At 44.4% G+C, this 15,440-nt stretch carries 13 protein-coding genes; 10 read left to right on the top strand and 3 right to left on the bottom strand.

Annotated elements, in window-relative coordinates:
* Positions 1-1,936, top strand: a 1,936-nt coding sequence (gene feoB, locus VOR_RS0106420; protein WP_010318897.1) for a ferrous iron transport protein B, incomplete at its 5' end; no start/stop codon positions are given.
* Entirely contained in the window at positions 1,933-2,163 is a 231-nt protein-coding gene (locus tag VOR_RS0106415) for a FeoC-like transcriptional regulator (RefSeq protein WP_010318896.1), read from the top strand. The genes feoB and VOR_RS0106415, both read left to right, overlap by 4 nt.
* 112 nt (positions 2,164-2,275) lie before the next feature.
* Here VOR_RS0106415 and VOR_RS0106410 read toward each other — a convergent pair whose 3' ends face one another.
* Entirely contained in the window at positions 2,276-2,704 is a 429-nt protein-coding gene (locus tag VOR_RS0106410; protein ID WP_010318895.1) for an HIT family protein, read from the bottom strand.
* Positions 2,705-2,787: 83 nt separating this feature from the next.
* Positions 2,788-4,524, bottom strand: coding sequence for an arginine--tRNA ligase (argS, locus tag VOR_RS0106405; protein ID WP_010318894.1), 1,737 nt, complete (start codon positions 4,522-4,524; stop codon positions 2,788-2,790).
* 205 nt (positions 4,525-4,729) lie between these two features.
* Here argS and VOR_RS0106400 point away from each other — a divergent pair, with 205 nt between their 5' ends.
* The gene (locus tag VOR_RS0106400) at positions 4,730-5,326 is read left to right on the top strand and encodes a VOC family protein (RefSeq protein ID WP_010318893.1); all 597 of its coding nucleotides are present in this window, start codon (positions 4,730-4,732) and stop codon (positions 5,324-5,326) included.
* A 26-nt stretch (positions 5,327-5,352) separates the two neighbouring features.
* Here VOR_RS0106400 and VOR_RS0106395 read toward each other — a convergent pair whose 3' ends face one another.
* Entirely contained in the window at positions 5,353-8,130 is a 2,778-nt protein-coding gene (locus tag VOR_RS0106395; protein WP_010318892.1) for an insulinase family protein, read from the bottom strand.
* 214 nt (positions 8,131-8,344) lie between these two features.
* Between VOR_RS0106395 and sixA the strand changes: the two genes are divergently transcribed.
* The 7 genes from sixA to VOR_RS0106360 all read left to right on the top strand — a co-directional run bounded on the left by sixA (position 8,345) and on the right by VOR_RS0106360 (position 15,440).
* Positions 8,345-8,809, top strand: a complete 465-nt coding sequence (sixA, locus tag VOR_RS0106390) for a phosphohistidine phosphatase SixA (protein WP_010318891.1) — start codon at positions 8,345-8,347, stop codon at positions 8,807-8,809.
* 181 nt (positions 8,810-8,990) lie between these two features.
* Positions 8,991-11,084, top strand: a complete 2,094-nt coding sequence (flhA, locus tag VOR_RS0106385) for a flagellar biosynthesis protein FlhA (RefSeq protein WP_010318890.1) — start codon at positions 8,991-8,993, stop codon at positions 11,082-11,084.
* A 53-nt stretch (positions 11,085-11,137) separates the two neighbouring features.
* Entirely contained in the window at positions 11,138-12,625 is a 1,488-nt protein-coding gene (flhF, locus tag VOR_RS0106380) for a flagellar biosynthesis GTPase FlhF (RefSeq protein ID WP_010318889.1), read from the top strand.
* 13 nt (positions 12,626-12,638) lie between these two features.
* On the top strand, positions 12,639-13,526 hold the full coding sequence (locus VOR_RS0106375) for a MinD/ParA family protein (protein WP_010318888.1): 888 nt from the start codon (positions 12,639-12,641) through the stop codon (positions 13,524-13,526).
* Entirely contained in the window at positions 13,519-14,253 is a 735-nt protein-coding gene (locus VOR_RS0106370; RefSeq protein WP_010318887.1) for an RNA polymerase sigma factor FliA, read from the top strand. The genes VOR_RS0106375 and VOR_RS0106370 overlap by 8 nt, the downstream gene beginning before the upstream one ends.
* Before the next feature lie 44 nt (positions 14,254-14,297).
* The gene (cheY, locus tag VOR_RS0106365) at positions 14,298-14,666 is read left to right on the top strand and encodes a chemotaxis response regulator CheY (RefSeq protein ID WP_033197405.1); all 369 of its coding nucleotides are present in this window, start codon (positions 14,298-14,300) and stop codon (positions 14,664-14,666) included.
* A gap of 57 nt (positions 14,667-14,723) precedes the next feature.
* Positions 14,724-15,440 (top strand): protein phosphatase CheZ, encoded by a 717-nt coding sequence (locus VOR_RS0106360; protein WP_010318885.1) that lies wholly within the window; start codon positions 14,724-14,726, stop codon positions 15,438-15,440.

The raw sequence follows: 15,440 nt of genomic DNA, 5'->3' as shown, positions 1-15,440 counted from the left end.
GTGGGATCATGGGGCGCATACAATGGACGCTTTAAAAAGAGAGCGTCAAAGCCTAGACATTCAACAACTTGAGAAAGTTCTAGGTTGCCCCGTTTTCATGCTTTCTGCTACCAGTAAAGAGCAGGTAAGTCGATTCAAAGAAAAGTTGCATAAAGTGCTGCTGCAAGGCGTAGCTCTTAAAGAACTGGTACTGGATTACGGTAGTGCATTTGAACAATCGATCGGAAAATTAGCCGCTATTTTCCAACAACAGCAAGTGGCACCTCGCGCATTGGCTATTCGTGCCTTAGAAAATGATCTTTTGGTGATTAATGGATTACCAGAAGTGCAGCGTGAGCTTATCCAGAAAGAGCAACTGCAAAGTGGTTTGGATATTGATCTGCATGTTGCTGATACCAAATACACATTTTTGCATGAACAGTGTCAGCAGATCCGCAAAACAGAAGGGAAACTAAGCCGCAGTTTTACACAAAAAGCGGATAAGCTTATTTTAAATAAATGGGTGGGTGTACCGTTTTTCTTTGTGGTTATGTACTTAATGTTTATGTTCTCGATCAATGTTGGGAGCGCTTTCATTGATTTCTTCGACATTGGCGTCGGGGCGTTACTGGTTGATGGCGGGCACTACTTACTGGATGATCATTTGCCTATTTGGCTAGTGACATTATTAGCCGATGGCCTTGGCGGAGGTATTCAAACCGTCGCCACATTTATCCCAGTTATCGCTTGTTTGTACTTATTTTTAGCTGTACTCGAAAGTTCAGGCTATATGTCTCGCGCGGCTTTTGTTTTAGATAAAGTGATGCAGAAGATAGGCCTACCGGGTAAAGCGTTTGTTCCGCTTGTTTTAGGATTTGGTTGTAACGTTCCCGCGATTATGGCGACTCGTACTCTAGATCAAGAACGTGAACGTAAATTAGCGGCATCGATGGCACCCTTTATGTCATGTGGTGCACGTTTGCCTGTTTATGCGCTATTTGCTGCGGCATTTTTCCCTGAAAGCGGTCAAAATGTAGTTTTTGCTCTTTATTTATTGGGCATTTTAGCCGCAGTGTTCACTGGTTTGGTTTTGAAGCATACGCTCTATCCGGGTTCAAGCGACAGCCTCGTTATGGAGATGACAGATTACGAGATCCCAACGGTACAAAACGTCATGATCAAAACATGGCAGAAATTAAAACGTTTTGTTCTCGGTGCAGGGAAAACGATTGTCATCGTCGTTATGATCTTAAGCTTCCTCAATTCAGTTGGTACTGATGGCAGTTTTGGCAATGAAGATAGTGACAACTCAGTGCTATCAAAAGTGGCTCAAGTGGTTACGCCGGTATTTACTCCTATTGGTATCAATCAGGATAACTGGCCAGCGACAGTGGGTATCATCACGGGTATTTTTGCCAAAGAAGCGGTAGTCGGAACATTAAACAATTTATATACCTCTGCTGAAGGTGATGAAAGTGAATATGACCTAATGGCGAGCCTACAAGAAGCGGTCATGTCTATACCAGAAAACCTAACGGGATTAAGCTTCTCTGATCCGCTCGGTATCGAAGTCGGAGACTTGACAGACAGTAGCGCAGTGGCTGAAGAGCAAGCCGTCGATGCCTCAATCTTTGGTAATTTGAAACAGCACTTTGTGACTGGTCATGCCGCATTTTCCTACCTTATCTTCATTTTGCTTTACACGCCTTGTGTTGCAGCCATGGGGGCTTATGTTCGTGAGTTTGGTGCGAATTATGCTCGTTTTATCGCCGTATGGACGATGGGGCTTGCTTATGGTGGCGCCGCGCTTTATTACCAAGCGACAAGGATCACCGAAACCCCTGTCGAAAGTTTAACATGGATTATTGCCATTGTTATGGTGAGTTTGTTGACCTTTAAAATGCTTAAGCGAAAAGGACTCCAGCAGAAAACGGTGCTTGAGGTACAAGTGGCATGATATTAAATGAGCTAAAGCGCTACATTGAAGAGAATGGAATCGTTAGCCGCTCGGCGATTGCGAAAAAGTTTTCGCTCAGTGAGGATGGCGTTGACGCTATGCTAGCCGTGTGGATAAGAAAAGGTGTGTTGTCGCGCACTATCGATACCAACAAGGCTCACCACGTAACAAGAGTGCGTTATGGGCTTAACCGAAATAATGGGCTGTCTTTGACTGTCGTACTTTAGTCATAATTGATGCTAGGCATTCTGTCTGATAAACGAAAGCCGCTGATGTCAGCGGCTTTCAAACGTTTACCCAATCTATCTTTTTCCTAATGTATGGTGTGAGAGACGACGTTTATCCCTTTCTAAAAATAGAACTCAGTGATAGCACATTTTTGATTCTGGTTAAGATCTCTTGTTGTTCTTGCTCGGCTCTCATTACCCCTTGAGTATTGCCCCAGATAGGCCCTGGCCATGCTACGTCATTTTTAAATCGAGCAACATGGTGAATATGGAGCTGAGGCACCATGTTACCTAGCGCCCCTAAATTGAGTTTATCCGGACAAAACGTAGCTTCAAGAGCTTGGCTAACGGCTTGAGATTCGTACAAAAATTGCTGTTGGTCCTGCATTGAAAGATGATGCAGCTCTTTCAAATTGGCACGTTTAGGCACCAGAATAACCCAAGGCACGGAATTGTCTTTATGGAGTAAGGCTAAGCAAAGAGGAAATTCACCAATAACGGAAGTGTCTTTGGCCAGTTGCGGGTGGAGTTCAAAATTCATGTCAATCTCACTTTCACGGATGTTATCACCGATAAAAGAAAAGGCTGACCATGGTCAACCCTTTCATTCACTCATAGTTGTCGTTACATACGTTCTAATGTATCAATACCGAGTAGCGACAAACCTTGCTTGATGGTTTTTGCTGTCAATGCAGCCAGTTTTAGGCGGCTTTGTTTTACACTTTCATCTTCAGCGACTAAGATTGGGCATGCTTCATAGAAGCTAGAGAATTGGCCTGCTAATTCAAATAGGTAGCTACACATAATGTGAGGTTGGCCTTCGCGGGCAACAGCTTGTACCGCTTCTTCAAACTGCAGAAGTTTCGCAATCAAAGCTTTTTCTTTCTCTTGTGTGACTTTAATTTCACCCGTCAGGTTATCCATCGATACGCCTGCTTTAGCAAAAATTGACGCAACACGTGTGTAGGCATACTGCATGTAAGGTGCAGTGTTACCTTCAAATGCCAACATGTTGTCCCAGTCAAACACGTAATCGGTAGTACGGTGCTTAGAAAGATCAGCGTATTTCACTGCGGCCATCGCGACAGTATTGGCAATGTTGGCTTTTTCTGCGGCGTCTAAATCAGGGTTTTTGGATTCAATTAATTTAGCGGCACGCTCTTGCGCTTCATCGAGAAGATCGGCCAGACGAACAGTACCGCCAGCACGAGTTTTGAACGGGCGGCCATCTTTGCCTAGCATCATACCAAAGGCGTGGTGTTCAAGAGTCACTTTTTCAGGTACATAGCCCGCTTTGCGGACAATCGTCCATGCTTGCATTAGGTGCTGATGTTGACGCGAGTCGATAAAGTACAACACACGGTCCGCACCTAAGGTTTCATAACGGTATTTGGCACACGCGATATCGGTTGTTGTGTATAAGAAGCCGCCATCACGTTTTTGGATGATAACGCCCATCGGCTCGCCATCTTTATTTTTGTATTCTTCAAGAAAAACCACTTGTGCGCCATCATCTTCTTGCGCCAAACCTTTTTCTTTTAAATCGGCTACGATGCCGGGCAACATGTCGTTGTACATGCTTTCGCCCATCACATCATCGCGCGTGAGCGAAACATTCAAACGATCATAGTTACGTTGGTTTTGAATCATGGTGATATCCACCAATTTTTTCCACATTTGAGCGCAGAATTCGTCACCGCTTTGTAGTTTGACCACATAATTTCGTGCTTTAGCGGCAAACACTTCATCTTCGTCGTAGAGTTTTTTTGACTCACGATAGAAAGCTTCAAGATCGGAAAGTTCCATTGAAACTTCGTTACCAGATTCTTGTTGCACACGTTCAAGGTTGGCTATCAACATACCAAATTGCGTGCCCCAGTCACCGATGTGGTTGGCGCGGATCACTTTATGGCCTAAAAATTCCAAGGTACGCACAACAGCGTCACCAATAATGGTTGAGCGTAAGTGACCTACATGCATCTCTTTGGCAACGTTAGGCGCTGAGTAGTCTGCGACGATCGTCTTCTGCGCTTCTTTTGTTACGCCAAGGTGCTCATCTGCTAGGGCGATATCCGCTTGTTTAGCAAGAAACGCTTCACTGAGGAAAATGTTGATAAAACCTGGGCCTGCAATTTCCGTTTTGCTCGCAATGCCATCGAGGTCCAGAACATCCAATACTTTTTGAGCAAATTCTCGCGGGTTGGTACCCAGTTGCTTAGCTACGCCCATAATGCCATTGGCTTGATAGTCACCAAATTGCGCTTTGGCCGATTGGCGAACAGCAGCAGGACTGCCAGCTGGTGCGCCTGCGGCTTCAAGAGCCTGAGATACTTTGTCATTAATCAGTGCTTGGATATTCACACGCGTTTCCTTTAATTCTTGGAATTGCAAAGGTATGCATTTTATTCACCATTTAGTGCCAATACATATCTTAATTTTGTTCATCATTTGGCGCACATAATACCAATTTTATTGAGGCGCTTATAGGGACTAAATTAGGAAATTTTCTACTTTTCGAAGAGTTGTTGGTACTATTACACGATAATCATCATTTTGGACCATTTAAATGCTTGAACCATTGAAGAATGCAGCGCTTCATCCTGAACAGCTTAAGCAGAATTTAGACAAATTTATGCATAAAATTCAAGAATTAACCAAAATTTTGCATATTAATTTATCCACAAATCAAGCTGACCACATTGCACTGCTCATTAATGATCGTAAATTAGCTTCATTAGCACATGCGGCATGGCTGGAGGAAGGACGAGAAATATCGAGTGCTCAGATAAATGGCCGTCCTATCATTGTGATTCAATTTGCGGTGCCGCTATCGGCTTATGGTTGGTCAATAGAATGTTTGGAATTGCCTTACCCTGCCGAGGGAAAAATTTACCCAGAGCAGAGCTGGGAGCATGTGGAATTTGTGGTGCCATCTGAGGCACAAACCGCGCAAGCCTATTTGCAGGATATACTGTCGATTTACCCACGATTAAAAGAATGCTGGACAACATTAGACACTCAAGGTGTTCAAGTTAAATTGTCCAGTCCAAAAGGGGAAGGAGAGCGATTACATAACCCGAAGGTTGCATTTAAGTGGCAAGGCGTGTGTATTAAACTGCATCCCCACTCTTTAAAAGAGATCGTAAAATCAGAGCAAAGATAAATTGCTCTGATGGCGATGAAGTACTGTTATCCTAAGTTATAGCTTTTAGGCCGAAGCTGGAACGCTTCAATTGAGCCAATTTCTTGCCCTAAACTGAGTTTCTGAACCGTTTGATGTGCGTTTCCTTGGCTGTGCATGATCAGTCGATTGGCGGTCCTTGGTTTTAGCTCATTGACCACAAAGCGAATCATATCACTGCGGCTGAGTGATTTCAGTTCACTCAAAACCTGCTCTCTTTGATCAAAGCCGGCATCTTTATTGCCGATAGCAACCCAAAGTCTTTGCGCACGGCTGCGAAGGGTGGGGTCGGGGGTTGAAATTTGATTCCATAAACCGCGTTTACTGCTGTGCCACTGGTATTCGTTGAGCTCCAGCAGCACCATGTAAAAAGCATTTAAAAATTCATCTACAGCGCTAATCAGCTCATAAGGGGCAGCATTCGGTGACTGGACATAGAGTACGATGCCTGGGTGAAGGTTTAATGGCATGTTGCCCGTTCCGACCATATAACCAAGTTGCTGCTTAGTGCGAATTTCATGAAAAAATGTAGCGGACATCAAGTGATTAGCTAATGAATATAAGGCGATGCTGCGGGGTGTGGCATCATTGCACTGATAATAGACCACCACAGCAGAATCTTCTTGATCGCAGTGAACCTCTTTTTGAAAAGTCCCACTCTCTCCGAGCATGACGAGTGGTCTTAATGATTCCTCGTACTGTTGATCTTTGACTCGTAATGCGTTTTTAAGCGTATCTGCCATCGCTTGTGCATCACTTCTTAACCAGTCGCCATAGACAAACATCTCAACATGAAGTTGCGCTAATATTTGTTCAACGAAATCACTGAGCTCATCGACTTCTATCTGTTTTAAGGCATCAAGTAGCGTTTCATAAGGAGGGTTGTTGGGTTGTAAAATACCCGTCATTGCATTGAAAAGCTGCGAAATTGGACGATCTTTAGTGGTGTTTTGCCAGTTACGAAGCAGTTGTTGCTTGATGGTGTTAAAGCGTTTTAGGCTAAAATCACGTTTAGCAAAGCGTGCGAGAATCATCTCCATTAACTGTGGTTGCTTTTCGCTAAAACCAGAAAGCATCAGAGTAACGCCGCCCTGATGCGCGTACATGTTGTAACTCATCCCAGCAATTTCTGCTTGGTAAGTTTCCGTGGCCAGCGAGTCTAAAAACATTTCCACACAGAGACGGGTTTTAACAATATTTCGAGCAGTGGCTACCGAGTTCGGGCTATCAATCGCGATGTAAATTACCCCTTTAGGCACTCTAAATTCATGGTCTTGTCGATGCCATAAACGAAAGCCTGGTAACTCTTCAATGATTTCCGGGTGTAAAGACGTTGAAGGCTCTAACGGTTTTGGGTCTAAGTCGTAACAGATAAAAGGATTGAGTGGTGGTAAGTTTGTTTCAATGTCGCAAGGGGTTGCGAATGTTGCAAGTTGTGACGCCGATAATCGAGTAATTGAATAGGGTGTAAAATACCATTTCGCTTTCTTATCGTAATACCCATCTTTAGCAATTAACGTGGCGCGTAGATTTGCAGGAGTCAAATAATGAAGTGCTTGCTTAAGTAGCGATTCGTTGTAGCCCGCCATCATATAATCGCCATAGATGGTGTCTTGCGGTTGATAGTGCTGCATATTAACCACTAAATGGCTGACCATGTCTAATGGCCTTGTCGTTTCTTGAAAGCGAAAAGCCGATTCAAGCACCGCTCTTTTCTCAAGGTAACGCCATTCGTTCAGGCCCTGCTCTGCGATTAATTTAATCTGAGTAAAGAGTGACTGGATGATGTTGTCGACGTGTTTTACGCCTTCATGTGTCAGGCTAAAACTTATCGAAAACTCTCGATAATTGCTGCCACTTGCGCCGCCTCCAGCCGATAAGGACGTGATCCAACCTTTCTCTTTTAATGCCAACATTAAACTGCCTTCACCTTCGTAACCGATGAGATGGGCGAAATAAGAGAGAGGTTTGACATGATAAAAGTCATCCATGCTTGGGGCTGGTAAGCTTAAAGTTAGTTTGCGGATCTCTTTTCGTGGCTCGATTTGAATCAAGACGCCGCGGTGCGCGTCTAAAACAAAAGGCACCTCGATTTTTTTCGGGCCGAGCTGTTTATTTGGGATGGAGGAAAATTCATCTCTTGCCCACTGCTCTAACTCATCAAGTGTCTGTGGGCCTGCTAGCGAGAGCGTCATCAAATCAGCTGAGTAGTTTTCATGGTGAAAACGGACAATTTCTTCGCGGATAGAGAGACCATTTCTATCACACAACGTTTCTAAATTACCCACTGAAAATTTAGCAAACGGGTGTTGCGGATTGATGGTTTCTTTTTGAACCTGATAGAGCCTTCTCGAATCATCATTCTGTTTGAGTTTAAATTCAGAATCCACCGCTTGGCGTTCTTTATCCAGAGCTTCTTGATTAAATAGGGGGGCACAAAAGAATTGGCTGAATCGATCCAAGGCTTTTTCAAAATGATTTGGGCTTACATCAAAGAAAAAACAGGTGTGCTCTGTACCAGTCCATGCGTTATTGCTGCCACCATGTTGATTAATAAAACTTTGAAACTCACCAATTTTCGGATACTTTTCGGTGCCTAAAAACAGCATGTGTTCCAGATAGTGGGCAAGACCTTCTCTGTCTTCAGGGTTATCGAAATGCCCTACATTAATCGCTAAAGCAGCGGCTGACTTTTGTGCATCATCCGCTTGAATAAGTAATGTTCTCAGACCATTACTTAACGTAATGTAGCGGTATTGGTTGGTGTCGTTAGGGCTTAAATGCACAGTGACTCTCCACAGAAAAGGCTTTTTTAATTATGGCGTTGAAACGGTTAGGTGCAAATTTCAAGCAATGATTTTATGAGCAAAGTGCCATTTTAGTCCTTCAGGAGACTTTTTAATAGACTGTTAACAGTGTCGAAGTCTTTGCTTGGTTGCCTGATATAATCGAGAATAAAGCCGCCTAGACGGCATAGATAATAACCACTAGGAATGAGTAATGAAGATTTTTATTATGCGTCACGGAGAAGCTGAACATTATGCAGCGAGTGATGCACAAAGGGCCTTAACCGAAAGAGGTCTTCGTGAGTCTGTTGCTGTGGCTCGTGCTTGTGAAAAGCAAGATCTTCGCCATGTAGATAAAGTATTGGTAAGCCCTTACTTACGGGCGCAGCAAACTTGGGCTGCTATAGCCTCTTATTTTAATGCCGATGATGTTGTGACCTGTGATGACATCACACCTTATGGGAAAGCGGAAGTGGTATTTGAGTATGTCTCTGCCTTGGCCGATGTAGAACAAATCGAATCAGTGCTGCTGGTGTCTCATTTACCGTTAGTTGGCTATCTTGCGGCTGAATTTGTTACCGATTTAGTACCTCCAATGTTCCCCACCTCAGGTTTGATTGGTATCGAATACGATAGAGAGTTGCGTAAAGGAGTGCAGATCTGGAGTATTAATCCTTAAACCACCATTCAAAGTAAAAGAAGTTCACGTAATTTGAATTACTAGGCTACGTTAAGTAAAGGGTTATTGCCTTTGCCAATGTAGCCATTATTTTGACTGTTTTGCTGGACTAAAAATTGCATCGCTGAGTTAACGCATGGTCGCATTTATAGACATTTATCAACAGATTGCTTGCTAACCTATGAAATTTACTCTCCCATTTGCAGATAAATTGCCATCAATACCGCAGCGAAGTATACCAGCAATCGGTGCGCCGGTTATGGTATTAGCCACGCTGGCTATGGTCGTTTTACCGATCCCAGCCTTCCTATTAGATCTGTTTTTCACCTTTAACATTGCTTTAGCGATGGTGGTATTGCTGGTCACAGTCTATACCCGTAGACCGCTTGATTTTGCTGCATTTCCTACTGTTTTGCTTATTGCAACCTTACTTCGACTAGCCTTGAACGTCGCTTCAACCCGTGTGGTTTTATTGTATGGTCATGAAGGCCCCGGCGCCGCTGGTAACGTCATTGAAGCATTTGGTAGTGTGGTGATTGGTGGTAATTACGCCGTTGGTTTAGTGGTGTTTTTGATCTTAATGATCATCAACTTTATGGTCGTAACCAAAGGTGCAGGGCGTATTTCTGAGGTGAGTGCTCGTTTTACTTTGGATGCGTTACCGGGTAAGCAAATGGCGATAGATGCAGATTTGAATGCGGGATTAATCGACCAAGATCAAGCGCGATTAAGACGTTTTGAAGTAACCAAAGAAGCGGATTTCTACGGTTCAATGGACGGTGCATCAAAATTTGTCAAAGGGGATGCGATTGCCGGGATCTTAATCTTATTCATCAACATCATTGGCGGCTTATCGATTGGAATGGCGCAGCATGGGTTGGGGTTTAAAGAAGCGATCCAAATCTACACACTGCTGACCATTGGTGATGGTTTAGTGGCTCAGATCCCCTCATTGCTACTGTCGATTGGTGCTGCGATGATGGTCACCCGTCAAAATATCGATGAAGATATGGGAGAACAAGTTGTCTTCCAACTGTTTGATAACCCTAAAGCTCTAATGATCACCGCTTGTATTCTCGGCATCATGGGTATTGTACCTGGCATGCCTCACTTTGCTTTTTTACTGCTAGCCGCATTAGCGGGTGGTTGCGCGTATTGGATGATACGCAAACAGAAAAAAACCGCCGATGAAAAGAAACTGCCAGCAAAAGTGGACAACGATACACCTACTCAAAAAGAGCTATCTTGGGATGATGTTCAACCCGTCGATGTGATTGGCTTGGAAGTGGGCTATCGATTGATACCGCTGGTGGACCGAGATCAAGGTGGAGAGCTGCTCGAACGCGTAAAAGGTGTTCGGAAAAAACTTTCGCAAGACTTTGGTTTTCTCATCCCCGCAGTGCATATTCGCGACAATTTAGAATTAACGCCCAATAGTTATCGCATTACCCTAATGGGGGTTGCTGTTGGTGAAGCGGAGATCCGCCCAGATCAAGAACTGGCGATTAACCCTGGTCAAGTTTATGGCGTTATTGACGGTGAACGCACACTTGATCCTGCATTCGGTCTTGAAGCGGTTTGGATTCGTGAAGAGCAGCGCGAGCATGCACAAGCTCTGGGTTACACAGTCGTAGACTCATCGACTGTACTCGCCACTCATTTGAGTCAGCTTCTCACTAATAACGCCTCACAACTGATTGGTCATGAAGAGGTGCAAAACTTAATTGAAATGCTGGGTCGATCAGCGCCAAGGTTGGTTGAAAACTTCGTCCCAGATCAACTGCCGTTGGGTACTGTCGTTAAGGTACTGCAAAACCTACTCAATGAAGCGATTCCGATCCGAGATATTCGAACCATAATACAAACCTTGGCGGAGTATTCTGGGCGGAGTCAAGAACCTGACATCCTAACGGCGGCTGTTCGAATTTCATTGAAACGTTTAATCGTTCAGGAAATCAATGGTATAGAGCCTGAACTGCCAGTGATAACGCTAATTCCTGAACTGGAACAAATATTGCATCAAACCATGCAGGCGTCAGGAGGAGAATCGGCAGGTATTGAACCTGGCTTAGCAGAGCGTTTACAAGCGGCGCTGAGCCATGCAACGCAAGAGCAAGAATTGAAAGGTGAGCCTGCCGTGTTACTCACGTCTGGCGTGCTTCGTTCAACTTTGGCGAAGTTTGTGAAAAACACGATACCTAATTTGCGTGTGCTCTCTTATCAAGAAATACCTGACGAGAAACAAATTCGGATTGTTCAAGCCGTTGGTAACTAACGAAACTGTTGTCACTTAATCGGGCTTTAGCCATTTAAACACGGATATCTGCTTTGAAAATAAAACGATTTTTTGCCAAAGATATGCGAACTGCACTGCTGCAAGTGAAAGAAGAGCTTGGTGCGGAAGCGGTGATCATGTCGAATAAAAAAGTCGCGGGTGGTGTTGAGATCGTTGCTGCAGTGGATGGTGAACAACCTACTCAGCAAAACAGCGCCAAGCGCTATAATTCGCAGCCTAAACAGCAAGGTTACACCCAAGTCACGCCGTCTGTGAACAAATCCTCTCGCGAGTTGGATGACGATCGTGTCAGTCTGCAAAATAGCGCAGATGCCGGACGTTCAATGACCAAACGATTCGCGAATATGCTAAAGCAGTACAGCACGCCTAGCGGCTCAGATTCAGATTACCACGCCGAAAATGAAGATTCGCTCTCTGCGTTATTGCAACGTCAATCAAGCTCATCCAATACCAACTCAGGACGCAGTGGCGTAGAGTTACGAGCCGATTCCCCATTAGCAAAATTAATTGCTGATGATAGAAGGGCCTCCACGCGTCAAACGCCCAAGCTAGATCCATCACGCTATGATCGTCATCCGGTACAAGAGGCGAGTGTTTCGAACCCTGAGCTAGAAAACATGCGCGAAGAGATGACCTCAATACGACAACTGCTAGAGCATCAAGTTTCAGGATTGATGTGGCAAGAAGTTGAACGCAGAGAGCCTTTGCGTGCCATGCTTATTAAAAGGCTTGAACGTATGGGCGTTTCGTTAGAATTGGCTGACCAGCTCGCGTGCTATATTCCAGAAGATACGGCTCCGACTAAAGCTTGGAAGGCACTGCTTGGCTTAGTTGCCGATCAAGTCCCTGTTTCCAAACAAGACATTCTGAAACGTGGTGGTGTCGTTGCGCTATTAGGTCCAACAGGGGTTGGTAAAACCACCACCATTGCTAAATTGGCCGCTCGCGCCGCTATGGAGTATGGCGCTGATAACGTCGCTCTTGTCACCACCGATACCTACCGTATCGGTGCTCATGAACAGCTCTCTATTTATGGCCGAATTATGGGTTGTCCAGTAAGAGTTGCTAAAGATTCCAGTGAGTTAGCCGATGTAATATATCAGCTAAGAAATCGGCGTTTAATTTTAGTCGATACCGCAGGGATGGGGCAGCGTGATGTTCGGTTATCAGAGCAGCTTGATACCCTGATGCAAGAGAGTGGCGAAGTCATCCACAGCTACCTTGTACTGCCTGCAACGGCACAAAGAAAAGTATTGCAAGAAACAATCGAGCACTTTAGAAGGATCCCTCTTTCAGGGTGCATTATGACTAAGCTTGATGAGTCATTGAGCTTAGGGGAATTTGTGAGTGTCGTGGTTCAAAACGCACTGCCGGTTGCTTACATTGCGAATGGCCAGCGTGTACCAGAAGATATTGTGATTGCCCAGCCAAAGTACATGGTTGCAAAGGCAAACGAATTGCTAGAGAAGTCGACAGAGAATGAACCTCACTATTGGAGCAGCGACTCCGAGAGATTCTAGACGGCGGACAAATATGGCGAATAATATGATATATGACCAAGCGAGCGGTTTACGCCGCTTAACTCAACCGTCACTGACCAAAGTCATTTCTGTGACGGGTGGCAAAGGTGGCGTGGGTAAATCTCACGTGACACTCGGCATGGCGATCTGCATGGCTCGCCAAGGTAAAAAAGTCATGGTGTTGGATGCAGATTTAGGTTTGGCTAACGTGGATGTTATGCTTGGCATACGCCCGAAGCGAAACTTAGGGCATGTACTGGCTGGCGAGTGTGAACTCAAGGATGCCATCGTCGAAGGGCCTTTTGGGATACGCATAATCCCAGCGACTTCGGGTACACAGTCAATGACAGAGTTGTCACACGCCCAACATGTTGGTTTAATACGCGCCTTTGGCAGTTTAGAAGATGAGATGGATATTCTGCTCATCGATACGGCGGCGGGTATTTCTGATATGGTCGTGAGCTTCTGCCGCGCCGCACAAGATGTAGTGATCGTGGTATGTGATGAACCGACGTCCATCACTGATGCCTACGCCTTGATCAAACTGTTAAGTCGTGAACACCAAGTGCAACGTTTTAAAATTGTGGCCAATATGGTGAGAAGTTATCGTGAAGGACGGGAATTATTTGCTAAATTAACATTAGTGACAGAAAGATTCCTAAATGTGAGCCTTGAACTTGTTGCTTGCATACCTTTGGATGATAAAGTGCGCCAAGCAGTAAAAAAACAAAAAATAGTGGTCGATGCGTTCCCGCGGTCACCTGCGGCATTGGCAATTAGCTCGTTAGCAAGCAAAGCGTTAACGTGGCCAATTCCAAGAACGCCGACTGGCCATTTGGAATTTTTTGTCGAGCGTTTGCTAAATAGAACAGAAAGTGTAGGGGAACCATTCGGTGAATAAAGCGCTTACTTATGACCAACACGGAAACCTAAAGAGCCAACAAGCATTTTTAGAAAAATACTCTGTATTGGTTAAGCGTATTGCACACCATTTAGCAGGTCGCCTGCCACCAAACGTATTGGTCGAAGATTTAATACAAGCAGGAATGATAGGCCTACTTGAAGCACAAAAAAATTATGATGGGAGTAAAGGTGCAAGCTTTGAAACCTATGCAGGAATTCGAATTCGTGGAGCTATGCTCGACGATATTCGGCGTGGTGATTGGGTTCCACGCTCGGTTCATAAACACAACCGAGAGATAACCCATGCAATTTCAGTTCTAGAAGGTGAGCTAAACCGAAACCCAACTGATACAGAAGTTGCGAAGTATTTAGGCATGTCGCTCGATCAGTACCATACTGTATTAACTGACATTAATTGCTCACGGATTGTCGGAATCGAAGATTTAGGTATTTCTGATGATGCAATTTCTCCTTTGGATGACGATGAAGACAACTCGCCATTTAAGGGAGTAGCCGATGAATCGTTTCGTAAAGCATTGGTTGAATCAATAAAATCACTTCCAGAACGTGAAGCTTTGGTACTTTCGCTCTATTATGATGAAGAGTTAAACTTAAAAGAAATTGGTGAGGTTTTAGGCGTTAGCGAATCCCGCGTTAGCCAGATACTGAGCCAATCTATGCAGCGACTAAGAACAAAGTTAAGTTCTTGGACGCAAAATGACTAATATCACTGATTTCGAGCTCAGTGGAGGCAATTTTGAATAAAAACATGAAGATCCTTATTGTTGACGACTTTTCAACAATGCGCCGTATTGTTAAGAATCTACTTCGTGATTTGGGCTTCAATAATACCCAAGAAGCAGATGATGGCCTGACAGCGTTGCCTATGCTAAAGAAAGGTGATTTTGAGTTTGTAGTTACAGACTGGAATATGCCGGGCATGCAAGGTATCGATTTGCTGAAAAATATCCGAGCAGACGCAGAACTTAAGCATCTCCCTGTTCTGATGATCACCGCAGAAGCAAAACGCGAACAAATCATCGAAGCCGCCCAAGCCGGTGTAAATGGCTATATCGTAAAACCATTTACGGCTGCTACGCTTAAAGAGAAACTGGATAAAATTTTCGAGCGTTTATAAAGCGTGCGGTCACAGGCAAAAGGTGCTCTATTCATTTATGCGCGAAAAGGCTAATCGATGATTTCATTAGAACAAGCAAAAGAACTCGTTCAGCTACTGGAAAATGGACAGCAAGAGCAGGCGAATCTGCTCTTGAAAGAGACCTATGACAAAGCAAGCAATCCGATGCTGCAAGAAATAGGCACTTTGACAAGGGAGCTGCACGAATCACTCAAGCAGTTCAACCTTGATGAACGAATGGCTGAGATTGCAAATGACGAAATTCCAGATGCAAGGGATCGCCTACAATACGTGATTGATAAAACCGAAGTAGCTGCGAATAAGACAATGGATGCGGTAGATCGGTGTATGCCGATCGCTGACAGCCTTCACGAAGGTTTGTTAAAAGTGCGTCCACAATGGAATGAGTTAATGCATGGGCGAATTGATCTTATCGAGTTTAAAGCACTTTGCCACCGCATTGATGACCTGCTATCGCAAGTTGAGGGAAACAGCAGCGAATTACGAGGTCAGCTAACTGAGATATTGATGGCTCAAGACTTTCAAGATCTTACTGGCCAAATAATTCGACGTGTTATTACGCTGGTTAATGAAGTTGAGAAACGCCTAGTTGAGATTCTCACTGCCTTTTGGGATAACCAAATAGAACAAAAAACAGACAAGAAGAACCCATCTATCGAACCTGAAGGTCCTATTTTGAACCCTCATGAAAGAGCCGATGCGGTTTCATCTCAAGACGAAGTCGATGATTTATTATCGAGTCTTGGTTTTTAG

Source organism: Vibrio ordalii ATCC 33509 (genome assembly GCA_000257205.1).
Classification (GTDB): domain Bacteria; phylum Pseudomonadota; class Gammaproteobacteria; order Enterobacterales; family Vibrionaceae; genus Vibrio; species Vibrio ordalii.
Note: the sequence above shows the minus strand (reverse complement) of the source record. Positions and strands in the feature narration are given on the sequence as shown.

Excerpts from the sequence above, each read along its gene's own strand:
- VOR_RS0106375 (WP_010318888.1), top strand. The coding sequence starts at position 12,639 with ATGGCGAATAATATGATATATGACCAAGCGAGCGGTTTACGCCGCTTA.
- VOR_RS0106400 (WP_010318893.1), top strand. The coding sequence starts at position 4,730 with ATGCTTGAACCATTGAAGAATGCAGCGCTTCATCCTGAACAGCTTAAG.
- VOR_RS0106360 (WP_010318885.1), top strand. The coding sequence starts at position 14,724 with ATGATTTCATTAGAACAAGCAAAAGAACTCGTTCAGCTACTGGAAAAT.
- VOR_RS0106415 (WP_010318896.1), top strand. The coding sequence starts at position 1,933 with ATGATATTAAATGAGCTAAAGCGCTACATTGAAGAGAATGGAATCGTT.
- flhA (WP_010318890.1), top strand. The coding sequence starts at position 8,991 with ATGAAATTTACTCTCCCATTTGCAGATAAATTGCCATCAATACCGCAG.
- VOR_RS0106410 (WP_010318895.1), bottom strand. The coding sequence starts at position 2,704 with ATGAATTTTGAACTCCACCCGCAACTGGCCAAAGACACTTCCGTTATT.
- sixA (WP_010318891.1), top strand. The coding sequence starts at position 8,345 with ATGAAGATTTTTATTATGCGTCACGGAGAAGCTGAACATTATGCAGCG.
- cheY (WP_033197405.1), top strand. The coding sequence starts at position 14,298 with ATGAAGATCCTTATTGTTGACGACTTTTCAACAATGCGCCGTATTGTT.